Below are 26,922 nucleotides of genomic sequence, written 5' to 3' on the forward strand. Positions count from 1 at the left end.
CGCCTCCTAGGTTGCGTAGATCGATTGTTACCGAGTTCGCAGGAGATATCGGGATTCGGGCCCGCCCGTTACGGCAATGAAATGCAAGGCGGGCCCTCCGCAACCAAAGGGGGGTCAGTGCGTCCGCAGATAATCCTCCAGAACCGGCCCCACCACGGCCAGGACCTCGGGTTCGATCATCTGGTTGTGTTCGCATTCGATCTTGACTTCCCGGATGTCTCCGGTGACGGAACTCCGCCATTCCTCGGGCGAATGCTCGTCCGCGGACGCCGATCCGGCCGCGGTGAAGAACAGCAGATCGCCGTCGAACACCTGGGGCCGGAAGTTGTTCATGATCCGCGAGGAGTTCGTGAATCCGGCACTGATCCGCTCGAGGTGCTTCGGGGTCAGTCCGGTCTTCTGCCCGAACGCGTCGTCCAGCAACTCCACGGCCCGCTCGTAGGTGAGTTCCTCGCCGGAGGACTCCAGGTCGAGTCCCAGACCGTGGAGCAACTCGGACACCGTGAGGGTGTCGGGGCCCTGGTCGGCCCCGTTCGTCACGTAGCTGTCCATGACGGCCAGCGTCGCCACGGTCTCGCCCTCCCGCCGCAGCTCGACGGCCATGGCGTGCGCGATGACGCCGCCGAGCGACCAGCCCAGCAGGTGGTACGGCCCGTGGCTCTGCACCTTGCGCATCTCCAGCACGTACTGGTGCGCGAGCTGCTCGATCGAGTCGAACGTCGGGCCGCCGCTGATGATCGGCAACTGCAGGCCGAACGCCGGACGGTCCTGCGAGAGGTGCTGCAGCAGTCCCGCGTACCCCCACGACAGGCCGATCCCGGGATGGATGCAGAACAGCGGCGGCTTCTCTCCCGTCGGACGCAGGGGGATGACCGTGCCGAGCGCCTCGTCGACCGGCGACCCGGCCTGGTCCTCCGCCTCCACCCGCAGAGCCAGCCCCGCGGGCGTCGGGTCCAGGAACATCGACTGCAACGGAATCTGCCGTCCGAGCCGGTCCTGCAGCACGGTGATCACCCGGGTGGCGACGATCGAATTGCCGCCGAGGTCGAAGAAGCTGTCGGCGGTGCCGACCCGGTCGACCCCGAGCACCTCGGCGAAGGCCTCGACGATGATCCGTTCGGTCGCCGTCGTCGGAGCCCGGAACGCGGCACCGGTGGTGCCGAACTCGGGCGCCGGCAACGCCTTGCGGTCGAGTTTGCCGACCGGGGTCATCGGGATCTGATCGAGGATCACCACCGCGGACGGCACCATGTGGGCGGGCAGGCGGTCCGACGCGTGGGTACGCAACTCCGCCGGCTCGAGATCGTGCCCGTCGGCTGCCCGCACGTACGACGCGAGGAGCGTGTCGCCGGACGGCCCGGTGTGTCCGATGGTGGCAGCGAACGCGACCGCGGGGTGGCGGGCGAGGACGGCGTCGATCTCACCGAGCTCGATGCGGAACCCGCGGACCTTCACCTGGAAGTCGGTGCGGCCGATGTACTCGATGGTGTGGTCGCCGCGCCAGCGCACGACGTCCCCGGTGCGGTACATGCGGCGGCCGGGCTCCCCGTACGGGCAGGCGACGAACCGTTCCGATGTGAGGGCCGACCGATTGTGGTACCCGCGTGCCAGTCCCGGTCCGGTGATGTACAGCTCGCCGGGCACACCGGCCGGGACGGGCTGCAGACGCTCGTCGAGGACCAGCGAACCGAACCCCAGCGCGGGTGCGCCGATGTTCACGACCCCACCCGGACGCATCGGCGCGCTGACGCTCGCCTGGATGGTCGTCTCGGTGGGCCCGTACCCGTTGTGCATGTTGCGGTGCTTGCCCCAGATCTCCACCAGTTCCGGCGGGCAGGCCTCGCCGGCCACCGCGAGCACCCGGAGCGATTCGAGCCCCACATCCTCGATCGACGACAGCGCGGTGGGCGTGATGAACGCGTGCGTGACGGCGTTGCGGCGGAACAGGTCCGCCAACTCGGCGCCGCCGAAGACGGTGGGCGGCACGATCACGACCCGGGCCGACGCGCCGAACGCCATCATCAGCTCGAAGATCGACGCATCGAAGCTCGGGGACGCGAGGTGCGAGACCCGGGAGTCGTGCGTGACCTGGAACCGTTCGTGCTCCTCCGCGGTGAGGTTGGCCATACCGCGGTGGGTGACGATGACACCCTTCGGTTTTCCGGTAGATCCGGACGTGTAGATCAGGTACGCCGGATGCGCGAGGTGGAGCGGGGTGGTGCGGTCGGCGTCGGTGACCGGAGCCGAGGACACTCCGGCGACCTGCTCGGCGAACGCGTCGTCGTCGAGCACCAGCCACGGCACCGTGTCGGGCAGGTTGTCGCGGCGATCGGCGACGGTCAGACCGACTGAGGCCCGGCAGTCGGTGAGCATGTAGTCGATGCGGTCCCGCGGGTAGGTGGGGTCGACGGGCACGAACGCGGCGCCTGACTTGGCCACCGACCAGATCGACACCACTTCCTCGATGGACCGCGGCATTCCTATGGCCACGAACGTTTCCGGACCGACGCCCTGCGCGCACAGGACCCGTGCCAGCCGGTTGGACCACTCGTCGAGTTCGCGGTAGGTGACCTGCCGGTCCTCGAACGACAGGGCCACCGAGTCGGGGTCGAGGGCGGCGGCCGCCGTCAGCAGGTCCGGCCACACCTCGGGGCGCACGTCGGGCTTGCCGCGGGCGGGGACCATCTCCTCGATCTCCGCGTCGTCGAGCAGCGGAAGGGTGCCGATCGGCCGGTTCGGGTCGGCGGTGACGGCCGCGAGGATCCGGACGAAGCGGTCCGCGATCGAGCGTGCCGTGTCGGGGTCGAAGAGGGAGACCGCGAAGTCGAGTCCGCCGGCGACGCCCGCGGGCGCGCCGTCCTCGTCGAACCGCTCGGCCAGGATCACCTCGAGATCTTCCTTCACCACCTTGGTTTCGAGGTCCACGTTCTCGACCCGCAGGTCCGGCAGTTCCAGCGTCGGGTTCTCGTTGTTCTGGAATTCGAGGGCCACCTGGAACAGCGGTGAGTACGACGTGGACCGGGTCGGGTTGAGCTCCTCGACGAGCCGCTCGAACGGCAGGTCCGAGTGCTGGAACGCGGCCAGGTCGGTTTCCCGGATCCGCTGTACCAGTTCGGTGAACGTCATGGCCGGATCGATCCGGTTCCGCAGGACCAGTGTGTTGACGAACATCCCGACCATGTCGTCGAGTGCGGCTTCACCGCGCCCGGCGACGGGGGTGCCGATGACCACGTCGTCGGTGCTGCCGAGCCGCGCGAGCAGCACGGCCAGCGCGGCATGGACGGCCATGAACATGGTGGCGTTGTTGGACCGGGCCAGCGCCGTCAGCCTCTGGTGGAGGTCGGCGTCGATCGCGAACTCGACCCGATCGCCCTCGAACGTCTGCTGGATCGGGCGGGGCCGGTCGGTCGGCAACTGGATGACGTCCGGCAACCCGGCCAGCGTCTCCGACCAGAACCGCAACTGCCGGTTGATCATCGACTCGGGGTCGTTCTCCGAGCCGAGACCGGCGTGCTGCCACAGCGTGTAGTCCGCGTACTGGACGTCCAGCGGCTCCCACTGCGGGCCGTCGCCGCCGAGCCGGGACGTGTAGGCCACCATCACGTCGCGGGCGAGCGGCGCCAGGGAGAACCCGTCCGCGCTGATGTGGTGCACCACGATCGTCAGCACGTGCTGGTCGGGTGCGATCCGGAACAGGGCCGCCCGGACCGGGACGTCGGTGCTGACGTCGAATCCGCGCGACACCAGTTCCATGATGTGCCGCGGCAGGTCGTCCGCCGACGCCGGGACGGTGTCGACGTCCGGTTGCGCGTCGGCGGCGGCCAGGATCCGCTGGGTCGGTTCGTTGTCGACCGTCGGGAAGACGGTGCGCAGCGTTTCGTGGCGTTCGAGGACGTCGGCCATGGCCAGCCGCAGGGCGGCCTCGTCCAGCGTTCCGGTCAGCCGGACAGCCAACGGAATGTTGTAGGCGGGTGAGGACGTGTCGAACTGGTTGAGGAACCACATCCGCTTCTGCGCCAGCGACAGTGGGATCCGGTCGGGGCGTTCGACCGGTGCGAGCGCGGGGCGGGCGCCGCCGCTGACGCTGTCGCCGACGCGTTCGGCCAGCGACCGCACGTCGGGGGCCTCGAACAGGGCGCGCACACCGATGTCGGTGTCGAGCGCGTCCCGCAACCGTGCCGTGACGCGGGTGGCGACCAGTGAGTTTCCGCCGAGATCGAAGAAGTTGTCGTCGATGCCGATCCGTTCGATCCCGAGGACGTCCGCGAAGATCTCGACGATCTTGCGTTCGAGTTCGTTGGTCGGCGGCTGGAACTCGGTGGTGCTGACGTGGAACTCGGGCGCGGGCAGCGCAGACCGGTCCAGTTTGCCCACCGGGGTCAACGGGATCTCGTCGAGGAACATGATGCTCGTGGGCACCATGTGCGCGGGGAGCCGGGTCGACAGGTACGCGGTCAGCTCTGCGGGGTCGACGCCACCGGCCGTGTTGGGCAGCAGGTAGGTCGCCAGCACCGTATCGCCGGACGGTCCGGGAACACCGAGGGTCGCAGCGAAGCTGACCCCGGGGAACGTGGCGATCTCGTTGTCGATCTCGCCGAGTTCGATGCGGAACCCGCGGATCTTCACCTGGAAGTCGCTGCGGCCCACGTACTCGACGGTGTGATCGGCGCGCCACCGGACGATGTCGCCGGTGCGGTACATCCGCTCCCCCGCCTCCCCGAACGGGTTGGCGACGAACCGCTGACTGCTCAGCTCAGGACGGCGATGGTAACCGCGGGCCAGACCTGCGCCGGTGATGTACAGCTCGCCGGGAACACCGACGGGTACCGGCTGGAGTCGTGTATCGAGCACGAGTTCGCCGACTCCGCGGATCGGGCCGCCGAGGGTGATGGGGTCGCCGACCGTCATCGGGTCGCTGATGTTGGCCATCACCGTGGTCTCGGTGGGACCGTACGCGTTGGACAGTTGCCGGCCGGGTGCCCAGCGGGTCACCAGCTCCGGTGGGCAGGCCTCGCCGCCGAACACGACGTGCTGGAACTCGTCGAGGCCCTCCGGGTCGACGGTGGACAGCGCAGCGGTGGTCACGAAGGCGTGGGTGACGTGTTCCGAACGGATCAGTTCGGCCAGTTCCGCGCCGCCGTACACGGTGGGCGGCGCGATCACCATCGTGGCGCCGACCCCGAACGCCTGCAGGTACTCGAACACCGACCCGTCGAAGCTGGGCGTCGAGAAGTGCAGGGTCCGGGACGTCTGCGCGGCCGCGAACCGCTGCCGCTGGTCTTCGGCGAAGTTGTCGAGGCCCTCGTGGGTGACCACGACGCCCTTCGGCTTGCCCGTCGAACCCGACGTGTAGACGATGTAGGCCGCGTTGTCGAGGCTTATCGGCGAACGGCGATCCGAATCAGCCACCGGCAGAGCCGGTTTCGCCTGGCACGCCTTCTCGAACTTGGGAGAGTCGAGCTGCAGCCACGGCACCGAGTCGGGCAGCGCCTTCTCGTACGCGGCCATCGTCAGTCCGATGGTGGCACCCGAGTCGGTGAGCATGTGCTCGATGCGGTCCATCGGGTAGTTCGGATCCACGGGAACGAACGCGGCGCCCGTCTTGGCCACGGCCCACACCGCGAGGACCGACTCGATCGACCGGGGAATGCCGAGCGCCACGAACGTCTCCGGGCCGGCGCCCCGGGAGATGAGGACCCGGGCGAGCTGGTTGGACCGCTCGTTGAGTTCCCGGTAGGAGACGTTGCGGCCCTCGAACGTCAGTGCCGTACGGTTCGGATCCAGCGCGGCGGCGTCCTCGAAGATCTGCGGCAGTGTGCGGACGGAGAACCCGGGGCGGCCGCGCACCGGAGCGAACTCGGCGAGTTCGGCCTCGGTGAGCAGTTGCATGTGTGCCAGCGGAATCTCGGGCCGGTCGGCGAGGGCGTCGAGCACCCGCTGCAGCCGATCCGCGATCTCGTCGACCGCGCTCACCTCGAGGACCTCGGGGAGGTATTCGAACTTGAAGTTCAGCCGGGCGTCACCGGACGCAACGACGGCGAGAGGGTAGTGCGCGGAGTCCTTGCCGTCGATGCCGGTGACGAACATGCCGGCGATGTCGGTCTGTTCCGTCAGCCCCGCCTCGTCCACCGGGTACGACTCGAAGACGGTCAGCGTGTCGAAGGCGGCGCCGCCGCCGACCGCCGACTGGATGTCGGTCAGGCCGACGTAGTGGTGATCGAGCAACGTGGCCTGCTCGCCCTGTACCCGCTCGAGCAACTCGCCCAGCGTCTCCCACGGGTCGAGGGTCACCCGCACCGGCAGGGTGTTGATGAACAGACCCACCATCGACTCGATCCCCGCGATCTGCGGGGGCCGGCCCGACACCGTTCCACCGAAGACCACGTCGGAGCGACCGACCAAGCCGCCCAGCACGATTCCCCACGCCGCCTGGACGACGGTGTTGAGGGTGAGACCACGTTCCCGGGTCAGGTCCCGCAGCCGGGTGGTCTGTTCCTCGGACAGGGTGAAGGAGGTTTCCTCCGCGACGGCGGAGTGCGCCTCGCCCCGCTCCAGCGGGGCCAGCAGGGTCGGCTCCTCGACGCCGTCGAGCGCGGTGCGCCAAGCCTCGAGGGAGTCGGTGGTGTCGTGGCGCTTCATCCACGACAGGTAGTCGCGGTAGGAGTGCACCCGGGGCAGCAGGCTGCCGTCGGCATCGATCGCGTAGAGCGTCAGCAGGTCGCGGATGACCAGCGGAGTCGACCAGCCGTCGAGCAGGATGTGATGGTTGGTCAGGATCAGCCGGTAGTCCTGTTCGGTGAGCCGGACCAGGGCGAGACGCAGCAGCGGCGCGTTCGCCATGTCGAACTTCACGGACCGGTCCCGCGCCATGATGCTGTCGTACTCGCGGGCGGTCGATTCGGCGTCGAGGCCGGAGAGGTCGAACTCCGACCACCGCAGTTCGACGTGCTGCTGGATGATCTGGGCGGAGGCGCCCGCACTGTCGTGGACGAAGGCGGCCCGCAGGTTCGGGTGCCGGTCCAGCAGCGCCTGCCCGGCCCGGCGGAACCGGTCCGGGTTCACGGCGCCGCGCAGTTTCAGCGCCAGCTGCACCAGGTACGGGTCGACGGACGCGTCGGAGAACTGGGCATGGAACAGCAGCCCCGACTGCAGCGGGGACAGCGACCAGATGTCCGTCAGCGCCGGGAATCGGGCCTCCAGCCGGTCGATCGCGTCCTGGTCGAGGGTGACCAGGTCCAGGTCGGACGGGGTGACGCCGCCGGCGTCGGGCCGAGCGACGTGGGTGGTCAGCGCGGTGAGCGCCTGCACCCACAGCTCGGCGAGCGTGCGCACCTCGGACTCGGTGAGGACCCCGGTCGGGAACGCCCACGTGGCCCGCAACCGGTTGCCGTCGACTCCGGTGCCGGTGACGGCGTTGATGTCGAGCGCCGACGCCACCGGGATGTCGGACGCGGGGATGTCGTCGAGTTTGGTGTCCGTCACCGGAACCCAGGCGTGACCGTGGACGTCGGTGGACGTCGCGCCGCCCAGCCGGCCCAGGTAATTGAACGTGACCTGCGGTTTCGCCAGCGCCCGCAGCTGATCGGCACTGTCGGGGTCCAAATAGCGGAGCATGCCGTAGCCGATGCCGTGATCGGGGATGGCGAGCAGTTGTTCCTTGATCGCCTTGATCGCGGCACCGGCGGCCGCACCACCGGCGAACGCGTCGTCGAGGTCGACGCCGGACAGGTCCAGGCGTACCGGGAACATGGCCGTGAACCAGCCGACGGTGCGGCCCAGATCGGCGCCCGGCAGCACCTGGTCCTCGCGGCCGTGACCCTCGAGGCTGACCAGCGACTCGCGGGTGAAGTTTCCGTGGCCGCGCCGCCACTGCGCCAGCGCCAGGGCCAGCGCGGTGAGCAGGCCGTCGTTGACGCCGCCGTGGAACGCCTCGGGAACCCGGGTCAGCAGCGCCTCGGTGACGTCGGCGGGCACCTCCACGGTGACCTTCTCGACCGTGCCCGCCACGTCGATCTCGGCGTCGAGGGGACGCGATCCGATGAGCGGGTCGTCGGCCTCGAGCACTCGCCGCCACAGTTCGATCTCGTTACCCCGTGCGCGGGTCGCGTCGACGAGTCCGTGCGACCAGCGCCGCATCGACGTGCCGACCGGCTCGAGTGCCGGTTCCTGACCGGCGGAGACCTGCGCCCAGGCGGTCGCCAGGTCGGGGACCAGGATCCGCCACGACACACCGTCGACCACCAGGTGATGGGCCACGACCAGCAGCCGGCCGCCCTCGGCGCCGGCGTCGAACCACACCATCTGCACCATCACCCCGGCCTCGGGGTCCAGTCTTCCTGCGGCCGCATCGAGTTCGCGCGTGGCGATCTCCGCGAACGCGGCCCCCACCACCGACGGAACCTCGACACGGTGCAGCACGTCGTCCACGTCGACCGCTCCCGATGCCTGCACCTCGATCCGCCACTGCGGTGCGGCACCGAGCAGACGCGCCCGCAGCATGTCGTGGCGATCGACGACGGCCGCGATCGTGCGCTTCAGCAGTGTCTCGTCGGCCGCCGCGGGCAGGGAGAGCAGCGCGGTCTGCGTGTAGCGGCGGAAGTCGCCGCCGCGTTCGAGCAGCCACGCGGTGATCGGGGTGACCGGCATCTCGCCGATCCCGCCGCCCGGCAATTCTTCGAGCACCACCACGTCGGCGGCACCCGCCCACGATGCGGCCTCGGCGAGGGAGGCGACGGTCTTGGCCTCGAACACGTCCCGCGGGGTGAGCACCACACCCGCGGCCTTCGCGCGGGCCACCAACTGGATCGACATGATGCTGTCGCCGCCGAGCGCGAAGAACGAATCCTCCACACCCACCGAGTCGAGTCCGAGGACCTCCGCGAACAGTCCGGCGAGGACGGTTTCCATCTCCGTCGCCGGGGCGCGGCCCGCCGAGACCCGGGCCCCGAAGTCGGGCTCCGGCAGCGCGCGGCGGTCGAGTTTGCCGTTGCTCGTCAGCGGCAGGGCGTCGAGCACCACGAGGGTCGCGGGCACCATGTACGAGGTCAGCTGGGTGCCGACGAATTCGAGCGCCGAGGACACCTCGACGGTGGCGCCGGATTCCGGGACCACATAACCGATCAGCCGATGTCCGCCGTGCCCGTCGTCGCGGGTGAGGACGACGGCCTGGGCGATGCCGCGGTACCGGAGCAGCGCGGATTCGATCTCGCCGAGTTCGATACGGAAGCCGCGGATCTTCACCTGGAAGTCGCTGCGGCCCAGGTACTCCAGCTGACCTTCGGTGTTCCACCGGGCGAGGTCACCCGTGCGGTACATCCGTACGCCGGGGCGGAGCGGGTCGGCCACGAATCGCGTGGAGCTGAGGGCGGCCCGGCCCAGATAGCCGCGGGTCACCTGGGCACCCGAGACGTACATCTCCCCGATCGTTCCCGGGGGCACCGGGTGCAGGCGGCGGTCCAGGACGTGCACGTGCAGGCCGGCGATTCCGCGGCCGATCACACTGGCCGACGCGGACTCCGCGAATTCGCGGTCGAGCGCCAGGTAGCTGACGTGGACCGTGGTCTCGGTGATGCCGTACATGTTCACCAGGGTCGGGGCGGAGTCGTCGTGCCGTGAGTACCAGCGGCCGAGCTGACCGAGGTCGAGCGCCTCACCGCCGAAGATCACGTACCGCAACGCCAGTGCCGCGGCGTTCACGTCGATCTCCGAGACGATGCGGTCGGTCTCGGCGAGTTGGTAGAACGCCGTCGGGGTCTGGTTGAGAACGGTGACCTGCTCGTTGCGGAGCAGTTCGTGGAACATCTCCGGCGACCGCGCCGTGTAGAAGTCGACGACGACGAGTCGCCCGCCGTACAGCAGCGGTCCCCACAGTTCCCACACGGAGAAGTCGAACGCATACGAGTGGAACATCGTCCACACGTCGTTCTCGTCGAACCCGTAGAGCGGCTGGGTGTTCGCGAACAGCGTCAGCACGTTCCGGTGCGAGACGACCACGCCCTTGGGGCGGCCCGTCGAGCCGGAGGTGTAGATGACGTAGGCCACCGACGACGCGTCGAGCGGGGCCACCCGGTCCGCGTCGGTGATCGGCGCCGGCGACTGCTGCGCGAGGTCCGCGGTGGTCTCCGGATCGTCGAGGAGCACCGCCGGTGTCTCCGAATCGGGCAGCGCGGAGACGTCCCCGGTGGTGGTGATGACGCAGTTCGGTGCCGCGTCCTCGAACACGAACGCCAGCCGGTCCGCCGGGTAGGTGATGTCGACGGGCAGGTAGCCGCCGCCGGACTTGATCACCGCGAGCAGGGCGATGATCAGGTCGCAGGTGCGTGGGAGTGCCACGGCCACCAGCGTTTCCGGGCCCACTCCCTGGGAGATGAGCAGGCGGGCCAGCCGGTTCGACCGGGCGTCGAGTTCGGCGTACGTCAGTGCCACGTCCTCCGACGTCACCGCGGTGTCGTCCGGGAACCGGGCGACACTCTGCGCGAACCGGTCCGCGAGGGTGTCGGTTCCGGCGTCGACACCGGCAGTGTTCCATTCGGTTGCCATCGCCGACCGCTCGGCGGCATCGGTGATCACGATGTCACCGACCGGAGCTTGCGGGTCGGTGGTGACCGCGCCGAGGATCCGCAGGAACCGGTCGGCGAACGTGCGGACGGTGCCGGCGTCGAACAGATCGGTGGCGAAGATGAACGAGGCGGTGATACCCGACGCCACCCCGTCCGCGTCGAATCCTTCCTCGACGCTGAGCTGCAGGTCGAACTTGGCGACCTCGAGGTCGAAATCGACGGCGGCCGCCGTGAGTTCCGGAAGCTCGAGCCGCGGAGTCTCGTTGTTCCGGAACTCGAGCAGCGCCTGGAACAGCGGCGAGTGCGCGGTGGAACGCTCCGGTGCGAGGACGTCGACGAGCCGCTCGAACGGCAGATCCGAATGGTGGAACGCGGCGAGGTCGGTGGCCCGCACCTGATCGATCAGGGCGCCGAAACCCTCCGCGGGATCCACGACGCTCCGCAGCACGAGGGTGTTGACGAACATGCCGACCATGTCGTCGAGGGCGGCGTCACCGCGGCCGGCGATCGGGGTGCCGACGGCGATGTCCTCGGTGGACGACAGCGCCGACAGCAGCACCGACAGGGCTGCGTGTACGGCCATGAACATGGTGGAGTTGTGCTTGCGCGCCAACGCCGCCAGTGCCCGGTGCACGTCGGCGGGAACCGTGAAGTCGACCTGCGCGCCGCGGAACGACTGCTGGACGGGCCGCGCCCGGTCGGCCGGCAGCTGCAGCAGTTCGGGCAGATCCGCCAGCTGATCCGTCCAGTACCGGAGCTGCTGGGAGATCAGCGATTCGCTGTCGCTCTCGCTGCCCAGCTGTTCGAGCTGCCAGAGCGTGTAGTCGGCGTACTGCACCGACAGCGGGTTCCACTGCGGGGCGCTGCCCGCGATGCGGGCGGCGTACGCGGTCATGACGTCCCGGGCGAGCGGGGTGAGCGAGAACCCGTCGGCGCAGATGTGGTGCACCACGATGACCAGCACGTGATCGTCGGGGGCGAGCGCGAACAGCGCGGACCGCATCGGCACGTCGGCCGTCACGTCGAAACCGGCGGTCGCGAGACCGGCGATGTGCTCCCGCAGTTCGTTTTCGGACACCTCGGCGATCTCGAGGTTCGGCGTCCACTGCCCGGGTGAGAGCACCACCTGGGTCGGTTCGCCGTCGTGGGACGGGAACACGGTCCGCAACGATTCGTGGCGGACGAAGACATCCGTCACCGCCGCGCGCAGCGACTCGACGTCAAGGTGTCCGGTCAGCCGCACGGCCAGGGGGATGTTGTAGGCCGCCGAGGACGTGTCGAACTGGTTGAGGAACCACATCCGCTTCTGCGCCAGCGACACCGGCACGTGGCCGGGCCGCGGCATCGGACCGAGCGGGAGCCGGACGTGGGCGCCGTCCTGGGCCGGGGCGAATGCCGTCGACTCGATCAGCCGGGCGAGGCCGTGGATCGTGGGAGCCTCGAACAGGGTGCGGACGCCGATGTCGGTGTCCAGTTCCGCGCTCAGGCGCGCGGCGACACGGGTGGCGATGAGCGAGTTTCCGCCGATGTCGAAGAAGTTGTCGTCGATGCCGACTCGTTCGATGCCGAGGACCGTGGTGATGACGTCGGCGATGGTGTGTTCGAGCACCGTCGACGGCGGCCGGAAGTCGTCCGACGTGGGGAGGAACTGCGGTTCGGGCAGTGCCGCCCGATCGAGCTTGCCGACCGGGGTGAGCGGGATCTCGTCGAGGATCATGATGCTCGACGGCACCATGTGCGCGGGCAGCAGGGTGCCCGCCCACTCCTTGAGTTCCGGCGGTTCGAGCGCCGAGCCCGCCTCCGGCAGCACGTAGGACACCAGGACGGTGTCGCCGGCGGGACCGGGCCGCCCGAGTGTGACGGCGAATGCGACGGCCGGGTGCCCGGCGAGTGCGCTGTCGATGTCGCCGAGTTCGATGCGGAAGCCGCGGATCTTCACCTGGAAGTCGGTGCGGCCCAGGTACTCCACCGTGTGGTCGGGCCGCCACCGGGCGAGGTCGCCGGTGCGGTACATCCGGTCGCCCGGATCGCCGTACGGGTTGGCGACGAAGCGCTCACTGGTCAGGCCGAGGCGCGCGTGGTAGCCGCGGGCCAGACCCTCACCGGAGATGTAGAGCTCGCCGGCGACCCCGACGGAGACCGGCTGCAGCCGGCCGTCGAGAATCACCTCGGAGACGCCCCGGACGGGGGCACCGATGGTGACCGTCTCCCCCGCCACGAGGTGGTCGCTGAGGTTGCTCATGATGGTGGTCTCGGTGGGCCCGTAGCCGTTGTACATCGTGCGGCCCGGTGCCCAGCGGGTCACCAGTTCCGGAGGGACGGCCTCGCCGCCCGCGACCACGTTCTGGAAGACGTCGAGGCCCTCGGGGTCCACGGACGCCAGCGCAGCGGGGGTGACGAACCCGTGGGTGACACCCTCGGACCGGATCAGGTCCGCGAGTTCCTCGCCGCCGTACACGGACGGCGGCACGATCACCATCGTCGCGCCCACGGCGAACACCAGCAGATACTCGAGGACCGAAGCGTCGAAGCTCGGCGACGAGAAGTGCAGGGCCCGTGACGACGAATCCGTCGCGTAGCGGGTGCGCTGCTCCTCGGCGAAGTTGTCGAGACCGCGGTGGCTGACCACCACACCCTTCGGCTTGCCGGTGGAGCCGGACGTGTAGATCACGTAGGCCGGATGCGCGAAGCGCAGGGGTGCGACGCGTTCGTCGTCGGTGACGGTGCCGGTCGGCATCGTCTGCGTGGCGGCGTCGGTCTCGGCCTCGTCGAGTGTGAGCCAGGTGATCGCGTCGGGGAGCCGACCGCGACCGGCCTCCAGGCGGAGACCGAACGTGCAGCCCGAATCCGTGATCATGTGCTCGACCCGGTCACGCGGGTAGTTCGGGTCGACGGGAACGAACGCCGCGCCCGTCTTGGTGATCGACCAGACGGCGAGGACCGATTCGATGGACCGGGAAATACCCAGGGCCACGATGTCTTCCGGGCCGACGCCGCGGTCGATGAGCAGGCGCGCAAGCTGGTTGGAACGTTCGTCGAGTTCCCGGTAGGACATCCGGCGGTCGCCGAACACGAGCGCCGTGGCGTCGCCCGCCGCGGCGGCGGTCTCGGTGAACATCTGCGGCAGTGTCCGCACCGAGTGGCCGGGCCGGCCGCGGGCCGGAACCAGTTCTGCTTCCTCTTCGTCGGTGAGCAGGCGCAGCTGCGCGAGTCTCATCCCGGGGTGTTCAGCGAGCGCGATCAGCGCGCGGATCATCCGGTCGCCGATCCGCTCGACACTCTCGCGGTCGAACAGCTCCTCGATGAATTCGAGCTTCAGCTGCAGATTCTCGTGCGCGGACGCGATCAGCGCGAGCGGGTAGTGGGCGGCGTTGGCACTGTCGTTCACGTCGAGGACGTGCATGCCGGCGATGTCGGTCTGCTCGGTCAGCCCTTCCCGATCGACAGGGTAGGACTCGAAGACGGTCAACGTGTCGAACCCGGCGCCGGCACCTGCCACCGACTGGATGTCGGTCATTCCCACGTAATGGTGATCGAGCAACGCAGCCTGCTCACCCTGCACCCGTTCGAGCAACTCCCCCAACGTTTCCCGGGGGTCGAGGGTCACCCGCACCGGCAGCGTGTTGATGAACAGACCCACCATCGACTCGATGCCCGCGATCTGCGGGGGCCGACCCGACACCGTCCCACCGAACACCACGTCGGAGCGACCGACCAAGCCGCCCAGCACGATTCCCCACGCGGTGCGGATCAGGGTGCTGAGGGTCAGCCCGTGCTCGCGTGCGAGCACACTGAGCTGATCGGTGCGGTCCACATCGAGTTCGACGATCAGTTCACTCGACTGTGTGTCGCTCTGGACGGACGCGTCGGCCGGCGCGAGGAGCGTCGGCTCCTCCACCCCGGCGAGGGCACGCTGCCACACACCCAGAGAGTCTTCGGTGCTGCGATGCGACATCCAGGTGAGGTAGTCGCGGTACGGGTGCACCCGCGGCAACGCCGAGGCATCACCCTCCGTGGCGTATAGGGTCAGGAGGTCGCGGATGAGCAGCGGCATCGACCAGCCGTCGAGCAGGATGTGGTGATTGGTGACGATCAGGCGCTGTGCGTCCCCACCGAGCTGGATCAGCATGAATCGCAGCAGCGGCGGAGTGGCCATGTCGAATCCGCGGCGCCGGTCGGCATCGACGAGCCGCGCGATCTCGGCTTCGCGAGCCTCCTCGCCCAGACCCGACAGGTCGATCTCCGTCCACGGCAGTTCCGCGTACCGGTGGATCGCCTGGACGGGGGTGCCGCCCTCGTCGTAGACGAACGACGCCCGCAGGTTCGCGTGCCGGTCGAGCAGCGCCTGCCCGGCCACCCGCAGTCGCGACGCCACGGCCCCGCTCAGTTCGAGCGTCATCTGCACGGTGTACGAGTCGATCGACTGGTCGGCCAGCAGTGCATGGAAGAGCAGTCCCGACTGCAGCGGCGACAGCGACCAGATGTCGGCCAGCGCCGGGAAGCGCGACTCGATGCGGTCGATGGCGTCCTGGTCCAGGGTCACCAGTTCGAGGTCGGACGGGGTCACACCGCCGGCGTCGGGGCGGGCCGCGTACGTCGTGAGCGCGGTCAGCGCCTGCACCCACAGTTCGGCGAGTTCGCGCACCTCGACGACGGTGAGAACACCGGCCGCATAGGCCCACGTGGCGCGGAGCTGGGGCCGGTCCTCCACCTCGGTGGTGACGGCGTTGACGTCGATGGCCGAGGTCACCGGGGTGTCGAGGTCCTGCGCGCGGTCCATGTCGACTTCACCGGTCGGCGTCCACCCCGCCCGGGTCGCCGCCTCCGACAGGTCGGCGGCGAAGCGTCCGAGGTAGTTGAAGCTGATCTGCGGCAGGGAGCGGGCCGCGAGCAGTGGTGCGGTGTCGGCATTGAGGTAGCGCAGCATGCCGTAACCCATGCCGTGGTCCGGGATCGCGAGCAACTGTTCCTTGATCGCCTTGATCGCGGAGCCGGCGCCCTTGCCGCCGTCGAAGGCGTCGTCGAGGTCGATGCCCGACAGGTCGAGACGCACCGGGAACATGGCCGTGAACCAGCCGACCGTGCGGCCCAGATCGGCGCCGGGCACGACCTGGTCTTCGCGGCCGTGGCCCTCTAGGCTGACCAGCGTCCCGTCGACGGGCCTGCCGTGCAGGGTGTGGCCGCGGGTGCGCCGCCACTGGGTGACCGCCATCGCCAGCGCGGTGAGCAGTCCGTCGTTCACGCTGCCGTGAATCGCCTCCGGCAGGGCGGTGAGGACAGCCTCGCTCACCTCGGCGGGGAGTTGCACGGTGACGCGTCCGACCGTGGCGTTGACGTCGACGTCGGGGTCGAGCGGGCGACTGCCGACCAGCGGGTCTTCGCAGTCGAGGATGCGTTGCCACAGGTCGAGTTCGCCTGCCCGGTTCGTCGCCTCGTCGACCAGTCCGTGCGCCCACCGGCGCATGGAGGTGCCGACCTGTTCGAGGACCGGCTCCTGACCCGCGGAGATCTGCGCCCACGCGGTCGCGAGGTCGGGCACGAGGATGCGCCACGACACACCGTCGACGACGAGGTGGTGCGCCACCACCAGCAGGCGGCCGCCGGCCTCCCCGGCGTCGAACCAGACCACCTGCACCATCACGCCGGCGGCGGGATCGAGCCGGTCCAGCGCGGCGTCGAGGTCCGCGATGACGGCAGCCGCGAACGCGGGGGTTCCCGGGGCCGCGGACACTGCGACCCGGCGGATCAGGTCCTGTGCCTCCACCGAACCGATGGGCCGGACCGCGAGGTGCGATTCCTCCGCGGACACCATCAACTGCGCGCGCAGCATGTCGTGCCGGTCGAGGACGGCCTGGAACGTGCCGATCAGGGGTTCGAGTTCACGGAGGTTCGGCGGTGCCGTCAGCAGCGCCGACTGCGACATCCGGTTGAACTCGCCGCCGCGCTCGAGCAGCCACTTCGTGATCGGCGTGGTCGGCATGTCGCCGACCCCGCCGCCGGGCAGTTCGTCGAGCACCACGATGTCGGCGGCGCCCACCCAGGACGCGACCGCGGCGAGACCGGCAACGGTCTTGGCCTCGAACACGTCCCGCGGGGTGAGCACCACACCCGCGGCCTTCGCGCGGGCCACCAGCTGGATCGACATGATGCTGTCGCCGCCGAGCGCGAAGAACGAATCCTCCACACCGGCGGATTCGAGTCCGAGGACCTCGGCGAACAGTCCGGCCAGCACCGCTTCCATCTCCGAGACCGGCGCGCGGCCCGTCGACACCCGGGCCCCGAAGTCGGGCTCGGGCAGCGCGCGGCGGTCCAGCTTGCCCGCCGGGGTCAGCGGCAGTTCGTCGAGGACGATCAGCGCGGACGGCACCATGTACGGGGCGAGGAATCCGCCGACGAAGTCGAGGACGGCCTCCGGGTCCAGTTCGGCACCCGCCGTGGGGACGAGGTAGCCGACGAGGCGGTTGGCGCCGGTGCTGCCCTGATGCGCCGACACCACCGACCGGGCGACGCCCGGGTACCGGGTGAGGGCCGTCTCGATCTCGCCGAGCTCGATGCGGAAACCGCGGATCTTGACCTGGAAGTCGCTGCGGCCCAGGTACTCCAGCTGACCGGCGCCGTTCCACCGGGCCAGGTCGCCGGTCCGGTACATGCGGGCGCCGAGGCCGCCGTACGGGTTGGCGACGAACCGTTCCGCGGTGGTGCCGGCGCGGTCCTTGTAGCCGCGGGCCAGGCCTGAACCGGTGACGTACAGTTCGCCGGTCACCCCGTTGGGCACCGGGTGCAGGCGTGAATCGAGCACCATCTCCCCGGTTCCCATCGGAGGGCGGCCGATGGTGACTCCCTCACCGGGCAGCATCGGTCCCGTCACGCTCGACACCACGGTCGCCTCGGTAGGGCCGTAGGCGTTGAACATCCGCCTGCCGCCGGTCACCCACTGCGCCACCAGCTCCGGTGGGCACACGTCGCCGCCGGTGGCGACGCACTCGAGCAGGTCGAGGCCCGCGGGATCGACGGACGCCATCGCGGCCGGGGTGATGAACGCGTGCGTCACCCGGCCCTCGCGCAGCACGTCAGCGAGTTCGGTGCCACCGATGACGGACGCCGGGGCGATCACCATGGTCGCCCCGGATCCGACCGCGAGCAGCAGTTCGAGGATCGACGCGTCGAAACTCGGCGACGAGAAGTGCAGGGTGCGCGACCGCGGGGTGACGCCGAACCGCACGCGTTCGTCGGTGGCGAAGTTCGCCAGCCCGCGGTGGGTGACGACGACGCCCTTCGGTGTGCCGGTGGACCCGGACGTGTAGATCAGGTAGGCCGGGTTCTCCAGCGCGAGCGGGTGTGTCCGGTCGGCGTCGGTGACGACGGCGGCGGAGTGTGCGCTCACCTCGTTGTCGAATCCGGGTGCGTCGACCACCACGTAGGAGGTGCATTCCGGAAGCGTGGGACGGAATTCGGCGACGGTGAGCGCGAGGGCGGCACCGGAGTCGCTGAGCATGTGGACGATGCGGTCGGTCGGATAGTTGGGGTCGACGGGGACGAACGCGGCACCGGTCTTGGCCACCGCCCACAGCGACAGCACCGATTCGGGCGAGCGTGCCATGGCCAGCGCGACCACCGACTCGGGGCCGATTCCGCGCCCGATCAGCAGCCTTGCGAGACGGTTCGACCGCTCGTCGAGTTCCCGGTAGGTCATTTCCCGGCCCTCGTACGACAGGGCCGCCGCCTTGGGATCGACGGACGCCGCGGCCGCGAGCAGTTCGGGCAGGGTCCGCGGTTCGGCGTCCGGCCCGTCCATCACCGGGGTGAGGGCCGCGCGTTCGGACGCCACCATCAGGTCGATGTCGCCGACCGCCATCCCCGGCTCGGACGTCACCGCGTCGAAGATCCGTTGCAGGTAGTCCGCGAAACCGGCGATCGTGGGCGCGTCGAACAGACTCGACGCGTAGGTGAAGGCCGCGGAGATCCCCGCCGGCTCCCCCGACACCCCGAATTCCTCGGTGAGGGTGAGCTGCAGGTCGAAGTTGGAGATGTCCGTGGCCAGGTCGAGACCTGTGACGGTCAGTCCGGGCAGCTCCAGCCGCGGCCGCTCGTTGTTGCGGAACTCGAGCACCACCTGGAACAGCGGCGAATGCGAGGTCGCACGCTCTGGTGAGATCGCGTCTACCAACCGCTCGAACGGCAGATCCGCGTGGTGGAAGGCGTTCAGGTCGGTGTCGCGGACCGTGGACAGCAGTTCGGTGAACGTGCCGGCCGGTTCCACCGGGGTGCGCAGCACCAGGGTGTTGACGAACATGCCGACCATGTCGTCGAGGGCGGCGTCACCGCGGCCGGCGATGGGCGTGCCCACTGCGACGTCGTCGGTGTCGCCCAACCGGGCCAGCAGCACGGCCAGCGCGGCGTGCACGGCCATGAACACGCTCGAATTGTGTTCGCGGGCCGTCGTGATCAACCGGCTGTGGATCTGCGGGTCGATGGTGAACGAGTGGATGCCTCCGCGCATCGACTGCTGCGTCGGGCGGGGGTGGTCCGTCGGCAGCGCCAGCAGTTCCGGAAGCCCGGCGAGGGTGTGCGTCCAGTAGTCGAGTTGGGCGGCGAGCAGGCTGTCGGGGTCGTCGGCGTTGCCGAGCACCCGGTGCTGCCACAGGGCGAAGTCGGCGTACTGCACGGGCAGGGCCGTCCAGTCCGGTGCCTGTCCCCCGGTGCGGGCCGCGTAGGCGGTCATCACGTCCCGGGCCAGCGGGGCCATGGAGAAACCGTCCGCGCTGATGTGGTGCACGACGATGACGAGCACGTGCTCGCCGGGATCGGTGCGGAACAGGGCGGCGCGCACCGGCACCGACACGGTGACGTCGAACCCTGCGCCCGCGAGAAGCGAGATATGTTCGGGCAGTTCTGCTTCCGTCGTGTCGATCGGCGACAGGTCCGGCACCACGTCCTCGGTCGGCAGAATTACCTGGAGCGGTTCGCCCTCCACCATCGGGAACCGGGTGCGCAGCGACTCGTGCCGGTCCATCACGTCGGCGACGGCGTCCTGCATCGCGTCCTCGTCGAGGTCTCCGGTCAACCGCACCGCGAGCGCGATGTTGTAGGCCGGGGAATCGAGGTCGAACTGGTTGATGAACCACATGCGCTTCTGCGCCAGCGACACCGGCAGACGGTCGGGGCGCACCCCGGCGACCAGCGGCGGGCGTTCGGCGTTGTGGACGGCCTCGGACTCGATCCGGGCGGCGAGCGTGGCGACGGTCGGGGCGTCGAAGATCTCGCGGACACCGATTCGGCTGCCCAACGCTGCATTGACCCGCGCCACCAGCCGGGTGGCCACCAGCGAGTTGCCGCCGAGGTCGAAGAAGCTGTCGTACACGCCGATTCGGGGTGCGTCGAGCAGATCCGCGAAGATGGACGCGAGAATCTCCTCGATCGGGTTGCGCGGCGTCACGAATTCGGCGGACGGGCTGAGGAACTCGGGCTCGGGCAGAGCGCCCCGGTCCAGCTTGCCGGTGGCCCCGAGCGGGAACCGGTCGAGCACGATGATGCGGGTCGGCACCATGTACGCGGGCAGCGCCTCCGCCGCCGCGTCGCGCACGACGGCGGTGTCGATGTCGGCCCCAGCCACGGGGATCACGTACCCGACGAGGCTCTCGCCGGTGGCCTCGCTGCGATGCACCGTCACCACGGCCTGCGCCACCGACGGGTGCGCCAGCACCGCCGCCTCGACCTCGCCGAGTTCGATGCGCTGGCCGCGGAGCTTGACCTGGAAGTCGCGGCGGCCGATGTACTCGATGTTGCCGTCGGCACGCCAGCGGACGACGTCACCGGTGCGGTACATCCGCTGCCCCGGCGCACCGAACGGGTTCGCCACGAACCGGTCCGACGTCAGATCGCTGCGGCCGACGTAGCCGCGGGCCAGCTGCACACCGGCGAGGTACAGCTCTCCGTGCACCCCGACCGGCACCGGATGCAGGCGGGAGTCGAGGACGTAGACCTGGGTGTTCCACACGGGAGCGCCGATCGGCACCGACGCCCGGTCGCCTTCGGTGCACTCCCAGTAGGTGACGTCGACCGCCGCCTCCGTCGGTCCGTACAGGTTGTGCAGTGCCGCGGAACCGAATTCCCGGAACGCGTCTGCGGTGGCGGGCGGGAGTGCCTCACCACTGCAGAACACCTGGCGCAGCGAACCGCACAGTTCGGGTTCGGCGCCCGCCGTGAACACCGCCAGCATCGACGGCACGAAGTGCATGGTGGTGACCTGGTGGTCGGCGATGATGTGCGACAGGTAGGTGGGGTCGCGGTGACCGTCCGGCGCGGCGACGACGAGGCGCGCCCCGACCTCGAGCGGCCAGAACAGTTCCCACACCGACACGTCGAACGTCACGGGGGTCTTCTGCAGCACGACGTCCGTGTGATCCAGCCGGTACGTGTCCTGCATCCACAGCAACCGGTTCGCGATCGCCCGGTGGCTGACGGCGACGCCCTTCGGCCTGCCCGTCGATCCGGACGTGTAGATCACGTACGCGGTCGAATCGGGGTGGATTCGTCCGCCCCGCTCGGCGTCGGTGATCGGGGTGCTCGCGCGCCGCGACAGGTTGAGGGTGTCGATCTCGACCACGGGGGCGTCGGCGCCGTCGACCCCTTCGCACCGGTCTCGGGAGGCGGTGAGAACGCATGCGGGTTCGGCGCTCTCGATCACATACGCGATCCGCGAAGCCGGGTGGTCGGGGTCGAGTGGAACGTACGCCGCGCCGGTCTTCTCCACCGCGTAGATCGCGATCATCAGTTCGAGCGAACGGCGCAGGGCGACGGCGACCCGCGATTCGGGTCCGACACCGCGGGCGAGGAGTTCGCGTGCCAGCCGGTTGGCCCGGGCGTCGAATTCCGCGTACAGCAGTTCTTCCTCGGCGAACACGATGGCCACGGCGTCCGGTGTCCGCGCCACCTGCGCCTCGAACAGGTCGACGAGGGTCGCCGACGCGGGAACGTCGACGTCGGTGTCGATCCACTGCTCGAGCATCCGCTGGGTCTCGGCGACACCGATCAGGTCGATGTCGCCGATCTTCACGTTCGACCGGGCGGTGATCGTCTCCAGCAGGGTGACGAACCGTTCGGCCAGCGCCGTCATCGTCGGCGGGTCGAACAGTTCCGAGGCGTAGGAGAACTGGACGTCGATCGCACCCGGCGCACCGGAGTCCTCGGTGTGCTCGGTGAGGATGACCTGGAGATCGAACTTGGCGGCGCCGGTCTCGAGGGCCTCGACCTCCACGTCGAGTCCGGGCAGCTCGAGCCGCGTGTTCGCGAACCCCTGCAGCACCAGCATCACCTGGAACAGCGGTGAATGCGCCTCGGAGCGAGTCGGTTTCAGCTCGTCGACGAGCCGCTCGTACGGCAGATCGGTGTTGCTGAACGCCTCGAGATCCACGGAGCGTGTGTGTGAGAGGATCTCGGGGAAGCTGCGGTCCGGGTCGACGGTGGTGCGCAGCACCACGGTGTTGACGAACATGCCGACGACGTCGTCGAGTTGCCGTTCGCCGCGGCCGGAGACCGGGGAGCCGATCGACACGTCGGACGATCCGCTCGACCGGGACAGCAGCACCGCGAGCGCCGCGTGCACCACCATGAACAGGCTGGCGTCGTGGGCGCCGGCGATCTCGAGCAGCGCGGTGTGGATGCGCGCCGGGATCGTGAAGTCGGCGGTCGCGCCGATCATCGACTGCCGGGCCGGGCGGGGACGGTCGGTCGGCAGGTCCATGACCTCCGGTGCGCCGTCGAGGGTGCGTGCCCAGAACGCCAACTGCCGGGCGAGGAGGCTGGTGGGGTCGTCGGGGGAACCGAGCAGTTCACGCTGCCACACCGCGAAATCGGCGTACTGCACCTCGAGCGGCGCCCACTGCGGGGCGTCTCCGGCGGCGCGGGCGTGGTAGGCCACCATGACGTCCCGGGTCAGCGGGGTCATCGACAGGCCGTCGGCGGCGATGTGGTGGACCACGAACACCAGCACGTGATCGTCGGTCGCGGTCCGGTAGAGCTCGGCCCGGATCGGCGGCTCGACGGTGACGTCGAAACCCGTGGCGGCATCGTCGATCAGGCGGGATTCGAGTTCGTTCTCGGCGACCTCGATCGCGTCGAGACGCGGGCTCACCTCGGCGACGGGCAGAACCACCTGGATGGGACCGTTGGGGGTGTTGGGGAACACCGTCCGGAGCGACTCGTGGCGGGTGAGGACGTCACTGACGGCCGTCCGCAGCGCGTCCACGTCCAGCGTGCCGCGCAACCGGATGCCGACGGGAATGTTGTAGGCGGGCGAGGCGGTGTCGAGTTGGTTGATGAACCACATCCGCTGCTGCGCCAGCGACACCTGCACCGGGCCGGAACCGGCCCGCGGAGCGAGGACCGGGCGGGCCGAGATCCGGGGGCCGAGGGCGTCCACGCGGGCACTGAGCAACGCGACACTCGGCGCCTCGAACAGATCCAGCACCCCGATTTCCGTGCTCAGGGCAGTGTTGACCCGGGACACGACGCGGGTCGCGACGAGGGAGTCGCCGCCCAGGTCGAAGAAGCTGTCGTCGACGCCGACGCGGTCGACTCCCAGGAGCGTCGCGAAGACCTCGGCGATCTGCATCTCGGTCGGGGTCACCGGTGCCCGGTAGACGGTCGAGGTGGCCTCGAACTGAGGCTCCGGCAACGCCTTCCGGTCGAGCTTGCCCGCGGGGGTCAACGGGACCTCGAGGAGCACCATCACCCGGGCGGGCACCATGTGCGCGGGCAGTGCGGCCGCCGCGTGTTCGAGGATGTCGCCGACCGCGATCTGCGCTTCGTTCTCCGGCAGCACGTACGTCACGAGCGCCGTGTCCCCGGACGGTGCGGTCCGTCCGACCGTGGTCGCGAACGCCACGCTCGGATGCGAGCGGACGACGGCGTCGATCTCACCGAGTTCGATGCGGAAGCCGCGGATCTTCACCTGGAAGTCGGTGCGGCCGAGGTATTCCAGCTGACCGGCGGCATTCCACCGGGCCAGGTCGCCGGTCCGGTACATCCGCTCGCCGGGCTCCCCGTGGGGGTCGGCGACGAACCGTTCCGCCGTCGGGACCGACCGGTTGTGGTACCCGCGTGCCACACCCTCACCGGTGATGTACAGCTCGCCCGGCACCCCGGTCGGGACGGGGTGCAACCGCGAATCGAGCACCAGCAGACCGCAACCGCGGGACGGGCGGCCGATCGTCACCGGTTCGCCGACCGTCAACGGCCCGGCGACGCTCGCCACGACGGTGGCCTCCGTCGGACCGTACGCGTTGAACATGACACGACCGGGTGCCCACTGCGCCACCAGCGCAGGAGGACAGCTCTCACCGCCGGTGACGACGCACCGGATGTGGCCGAGCCCGGTGGGGTCGACGGACGCCAGTGCCGCCGGGGTGACGAACGCGTGCGTCACCCGTTCGCGATGCAAAAGGTCCGCGAGTTCGGTGCCGCCGTACACGGTCGACGGGGCCACGACCATCGTGGCGCCGGCGCCCACTGCGAGAAGCAGTTCCAGGATGGACGCGTCGAAACTGGGCGACGAGAAATGCAGGGTGCGCGACCCTGCAGTGACGTCGAACCGCTGCCGCTCGTCCTCGGCGAAATTCGCGAGACCGACATGCGTGACGACGACACCCTTGGGGGTGCCGGTGGAGCCGGACGTGTAGATCAGGTATGCCGGATCCTCGGTCCGCAGCGGCCGGAGACGGTCGGCGTCGGTGACGGTACCCGCCGTGTGCTTCGCCAGGTCCTGTCCGAAGGCCGTGTCGTCCATCACGAGCCACGGGGTGGTATCCGGCAGCGAAGTCCGGTGCGCCGCGACGGTGAGACCGACGACCGCGCCGGAGTCGGTCAGCATGTGCTCGATGCGGTCGGCCGGATAGTTGGGGTCGACCGGCACGAACGCGGCACCGGATTTCGCGACCGCCCAGGTGGCCAGCACCGATTCGATCGAGCGGGCAATGGCCAGCGCCACAACCGAACCCGGGCCCACCCCGTGACCGATCAGCAAGCGGGCGAGACGGTCCGACTGCGCGTCGAGTTCCGGGTAGGTCAGGGTGCGTCCCTCGAAGGCGAGGGCGTCTCCCTCGCCGCCCGCCTCGACCGCCCGGCGGAGCAGTTCGGGAAGCGTGCGGGTCTCCACCGGCGGGTCGTCCCGGACCGGCGTGAGTGCCGCGCATTCGGGCTGTTCGAGGATGTCGACGTCCCCGATCGGGGCGGTGGGATCCGCCGTCACCGACTGCAGGATGCGGACGAACCGTGCGGCGAGCGCCTCCGCGCTATCGCGGTCCCACACGTCCGTGGCGAATCGGAGCCTGCCGTTGATGCCGCCCGTCTCCGATTCGGTGAGGGAGAACACGAGATCGAGTCCCAGGGCGCGGTGTTCGCGCTGGATCGGGCTGACCGTGATGTTCCCGGACGAGTCGTGCGGGTGCCCGCCGTCGGTGAACTCGAGCATCACCTGGAACAGCGGCGCGTGCGACGGGTCGGGTTCGGTGACGAGGGCGGCGACGAGTTCGTCGAACGGCAGCGCCGCCCGCGCGAATGCAGCCCGGTCGGCGTCCCGGACCCGGCTCAGATGGTCGGCGAACGAAGACGCGCCGTCCACCTGCGACCGCAGGACGGCCTTGTTGAAGAAGGTGCCGGCATCCGGGTCGTCGGAGTCCCTCGGGTCGCGCCCGACGATCGGGGTGCCGATCACGACGTCGTCGGTGTCACCCAGCCGGCCCAGCAGGACGGCCAGCGCGGCGTGCAGGGTGGTGAAGATCCCGGTTCCCGCCTCCTCCGCCAGCAGTGCCGCGCGGCGTTGCACCTCCGCGTCGACGGCGAACCCGACGACCTCGCCGGCTCCGACCCGCTCGGCGGGGCGCGGCCGGTCGAGCGGCAGCGCCGTCACTTCCGGCAGGCCGGCGAGCTCCCGGGTCCAGAACTCGAGCTGGGATTCCCGTTCGAGGAACCGGGCGCCGAGTCGGGCGCTCTCGGCGTGGATGTCCGTGGTCCGCGTCTGCGGATCGGCGGCGACGAATTCCTCGATCAGCTCGACGAACCTGCGGTGGTGGGCGCGCAGCTCCTCCGACCCGTACCGGTTGGGGTTGCCGCGGAAGTCGAGCAGGGTCTGACCTTCACCGCCCTGGTAGATGTTGACCAGCAGATCGTCGACCGGACCCGAAGTGACGATGTGGTACTCGCCGGTGACCGAGCCGAGCGTGAACGCCTGGTGGAACAGCATGACGTTCACCATCGGCCCGGCCAGGCCCTCCGCGGTGCCGGCGAGTCCGGCGTCGCGGCGGATGTCCTCGAGACTGCACCGCTGGTGGCGGAGCGCGCCCATCAGTTCGAGCTGCACCCGCTGCACGAGCTCGGCCACGGTGTCGTCGCGGCGGACCGTGATCCGCAGCGGGGCGACGTTGACGAGCATGCCGCCGGACCGCTGCAGCGGCGCGGTGGTGCGCGCCGACACGGGCAGGTTGATGAGCACGTCCCTCTTGCCGGTCATGCGGGACAGATAGCACGCGAACCCGGCGACCAGAACGGCCGCCGACGTGGCGCCGACCCGCTGGTCCGACTCGCCGAGGAAGGCGAGCGCGTCCTCCGAGATCTTCGCGCTCTCGAGTCGGCTCTGCGCCGCCGCGGGAGCGTCGTGGGTGGCGAGCGTCGACCCGTGCTCGATGCCGACGATGCGTTCGGCCCAGTACTTCCGGTCGTTCTCGAAACGGCTGGACGCCCGGTACTTCTGGTCCAGTTCGTATAGCTCGCGCAGATCCAGCGCACGGTTGGGTCCCGCTTCGGTGCCCTCGACCGCCGCCGTGTACAGCGCCGCGATCCGGTTCACCATGGTCATACCGCTGTACCCGTCGAGCGCGACGTGGTGAATCCTGGTGTACCACAGGTAGTGCTGCTCACCGACCTGCAGGATGTTCATCTGGACGAGGCGGTCCCGGGTCAGCCGGAGCGGGGTCGCGTAGTCCACGTCGATCCACGCCTGCGCCGCCACCATCGGGTCGGCTTCGCCGCGGAAGTCGAGATATCCGATCGACGGATCGATCGTGAAATCGACCGCCTGATACGGCTCCCCGTCGACGTCGAGCAGCCGCAGGAACGGCGACTGGAATTCCTGTCCGGCCCGCACCGCCGCTTCGCTCAACAGGTCCAGGTCGATGTCGCCCCGCAACTCGACGTACTGCGCGATGAACTTGGGAACCGTGGGGCTCAACTGCTGCGCGAACCACATGCTCCGTTGCACCGAGGAGAGCGGGAAGGCCCCTTCGGGAACGCTCACATCTTCGGCGCCGTTATTCGGCTGCGGCGAATTCACACTCGTCATCTCGTTCCCCCAGCGGGTAGAAGACCT

1 protein-coding gene is annotated in these 26,922 nt (G+C 69.5%); it reads right to left on the minus strand.

The window, feature by feature from the left end; all coding sequences use genetic code 11:
* Positions 1 to 114: 114 nt before the first annotated feature.
* Positions 115 to 26,895, minus strand: a complete 26,781-nt coding sequence (locus tag RJ1_RS09265) for a non-ribosomal peptide synthase/polyketide synthase (RefSeq protein ID WP_073359664.1) — start codon at positions 26,893 to 26,895, stop codon at positions 115 to 117.
* Positions 26,896 to 26,922: the final 27 nt, after the last annotated feature.

Origin of the sequence: Rhodococcus jostii NBRC 16295 (genome assembly GCF_001894825.1) — a bacterium.
Taxonomy (GTDB): domain Bacteria; phylum Actinomycetota; class Actinomycetes; order Mycobacteriales; family Mycobacteriaceae; genus Rhodococcus_F; species Rhodococcus_F jostii.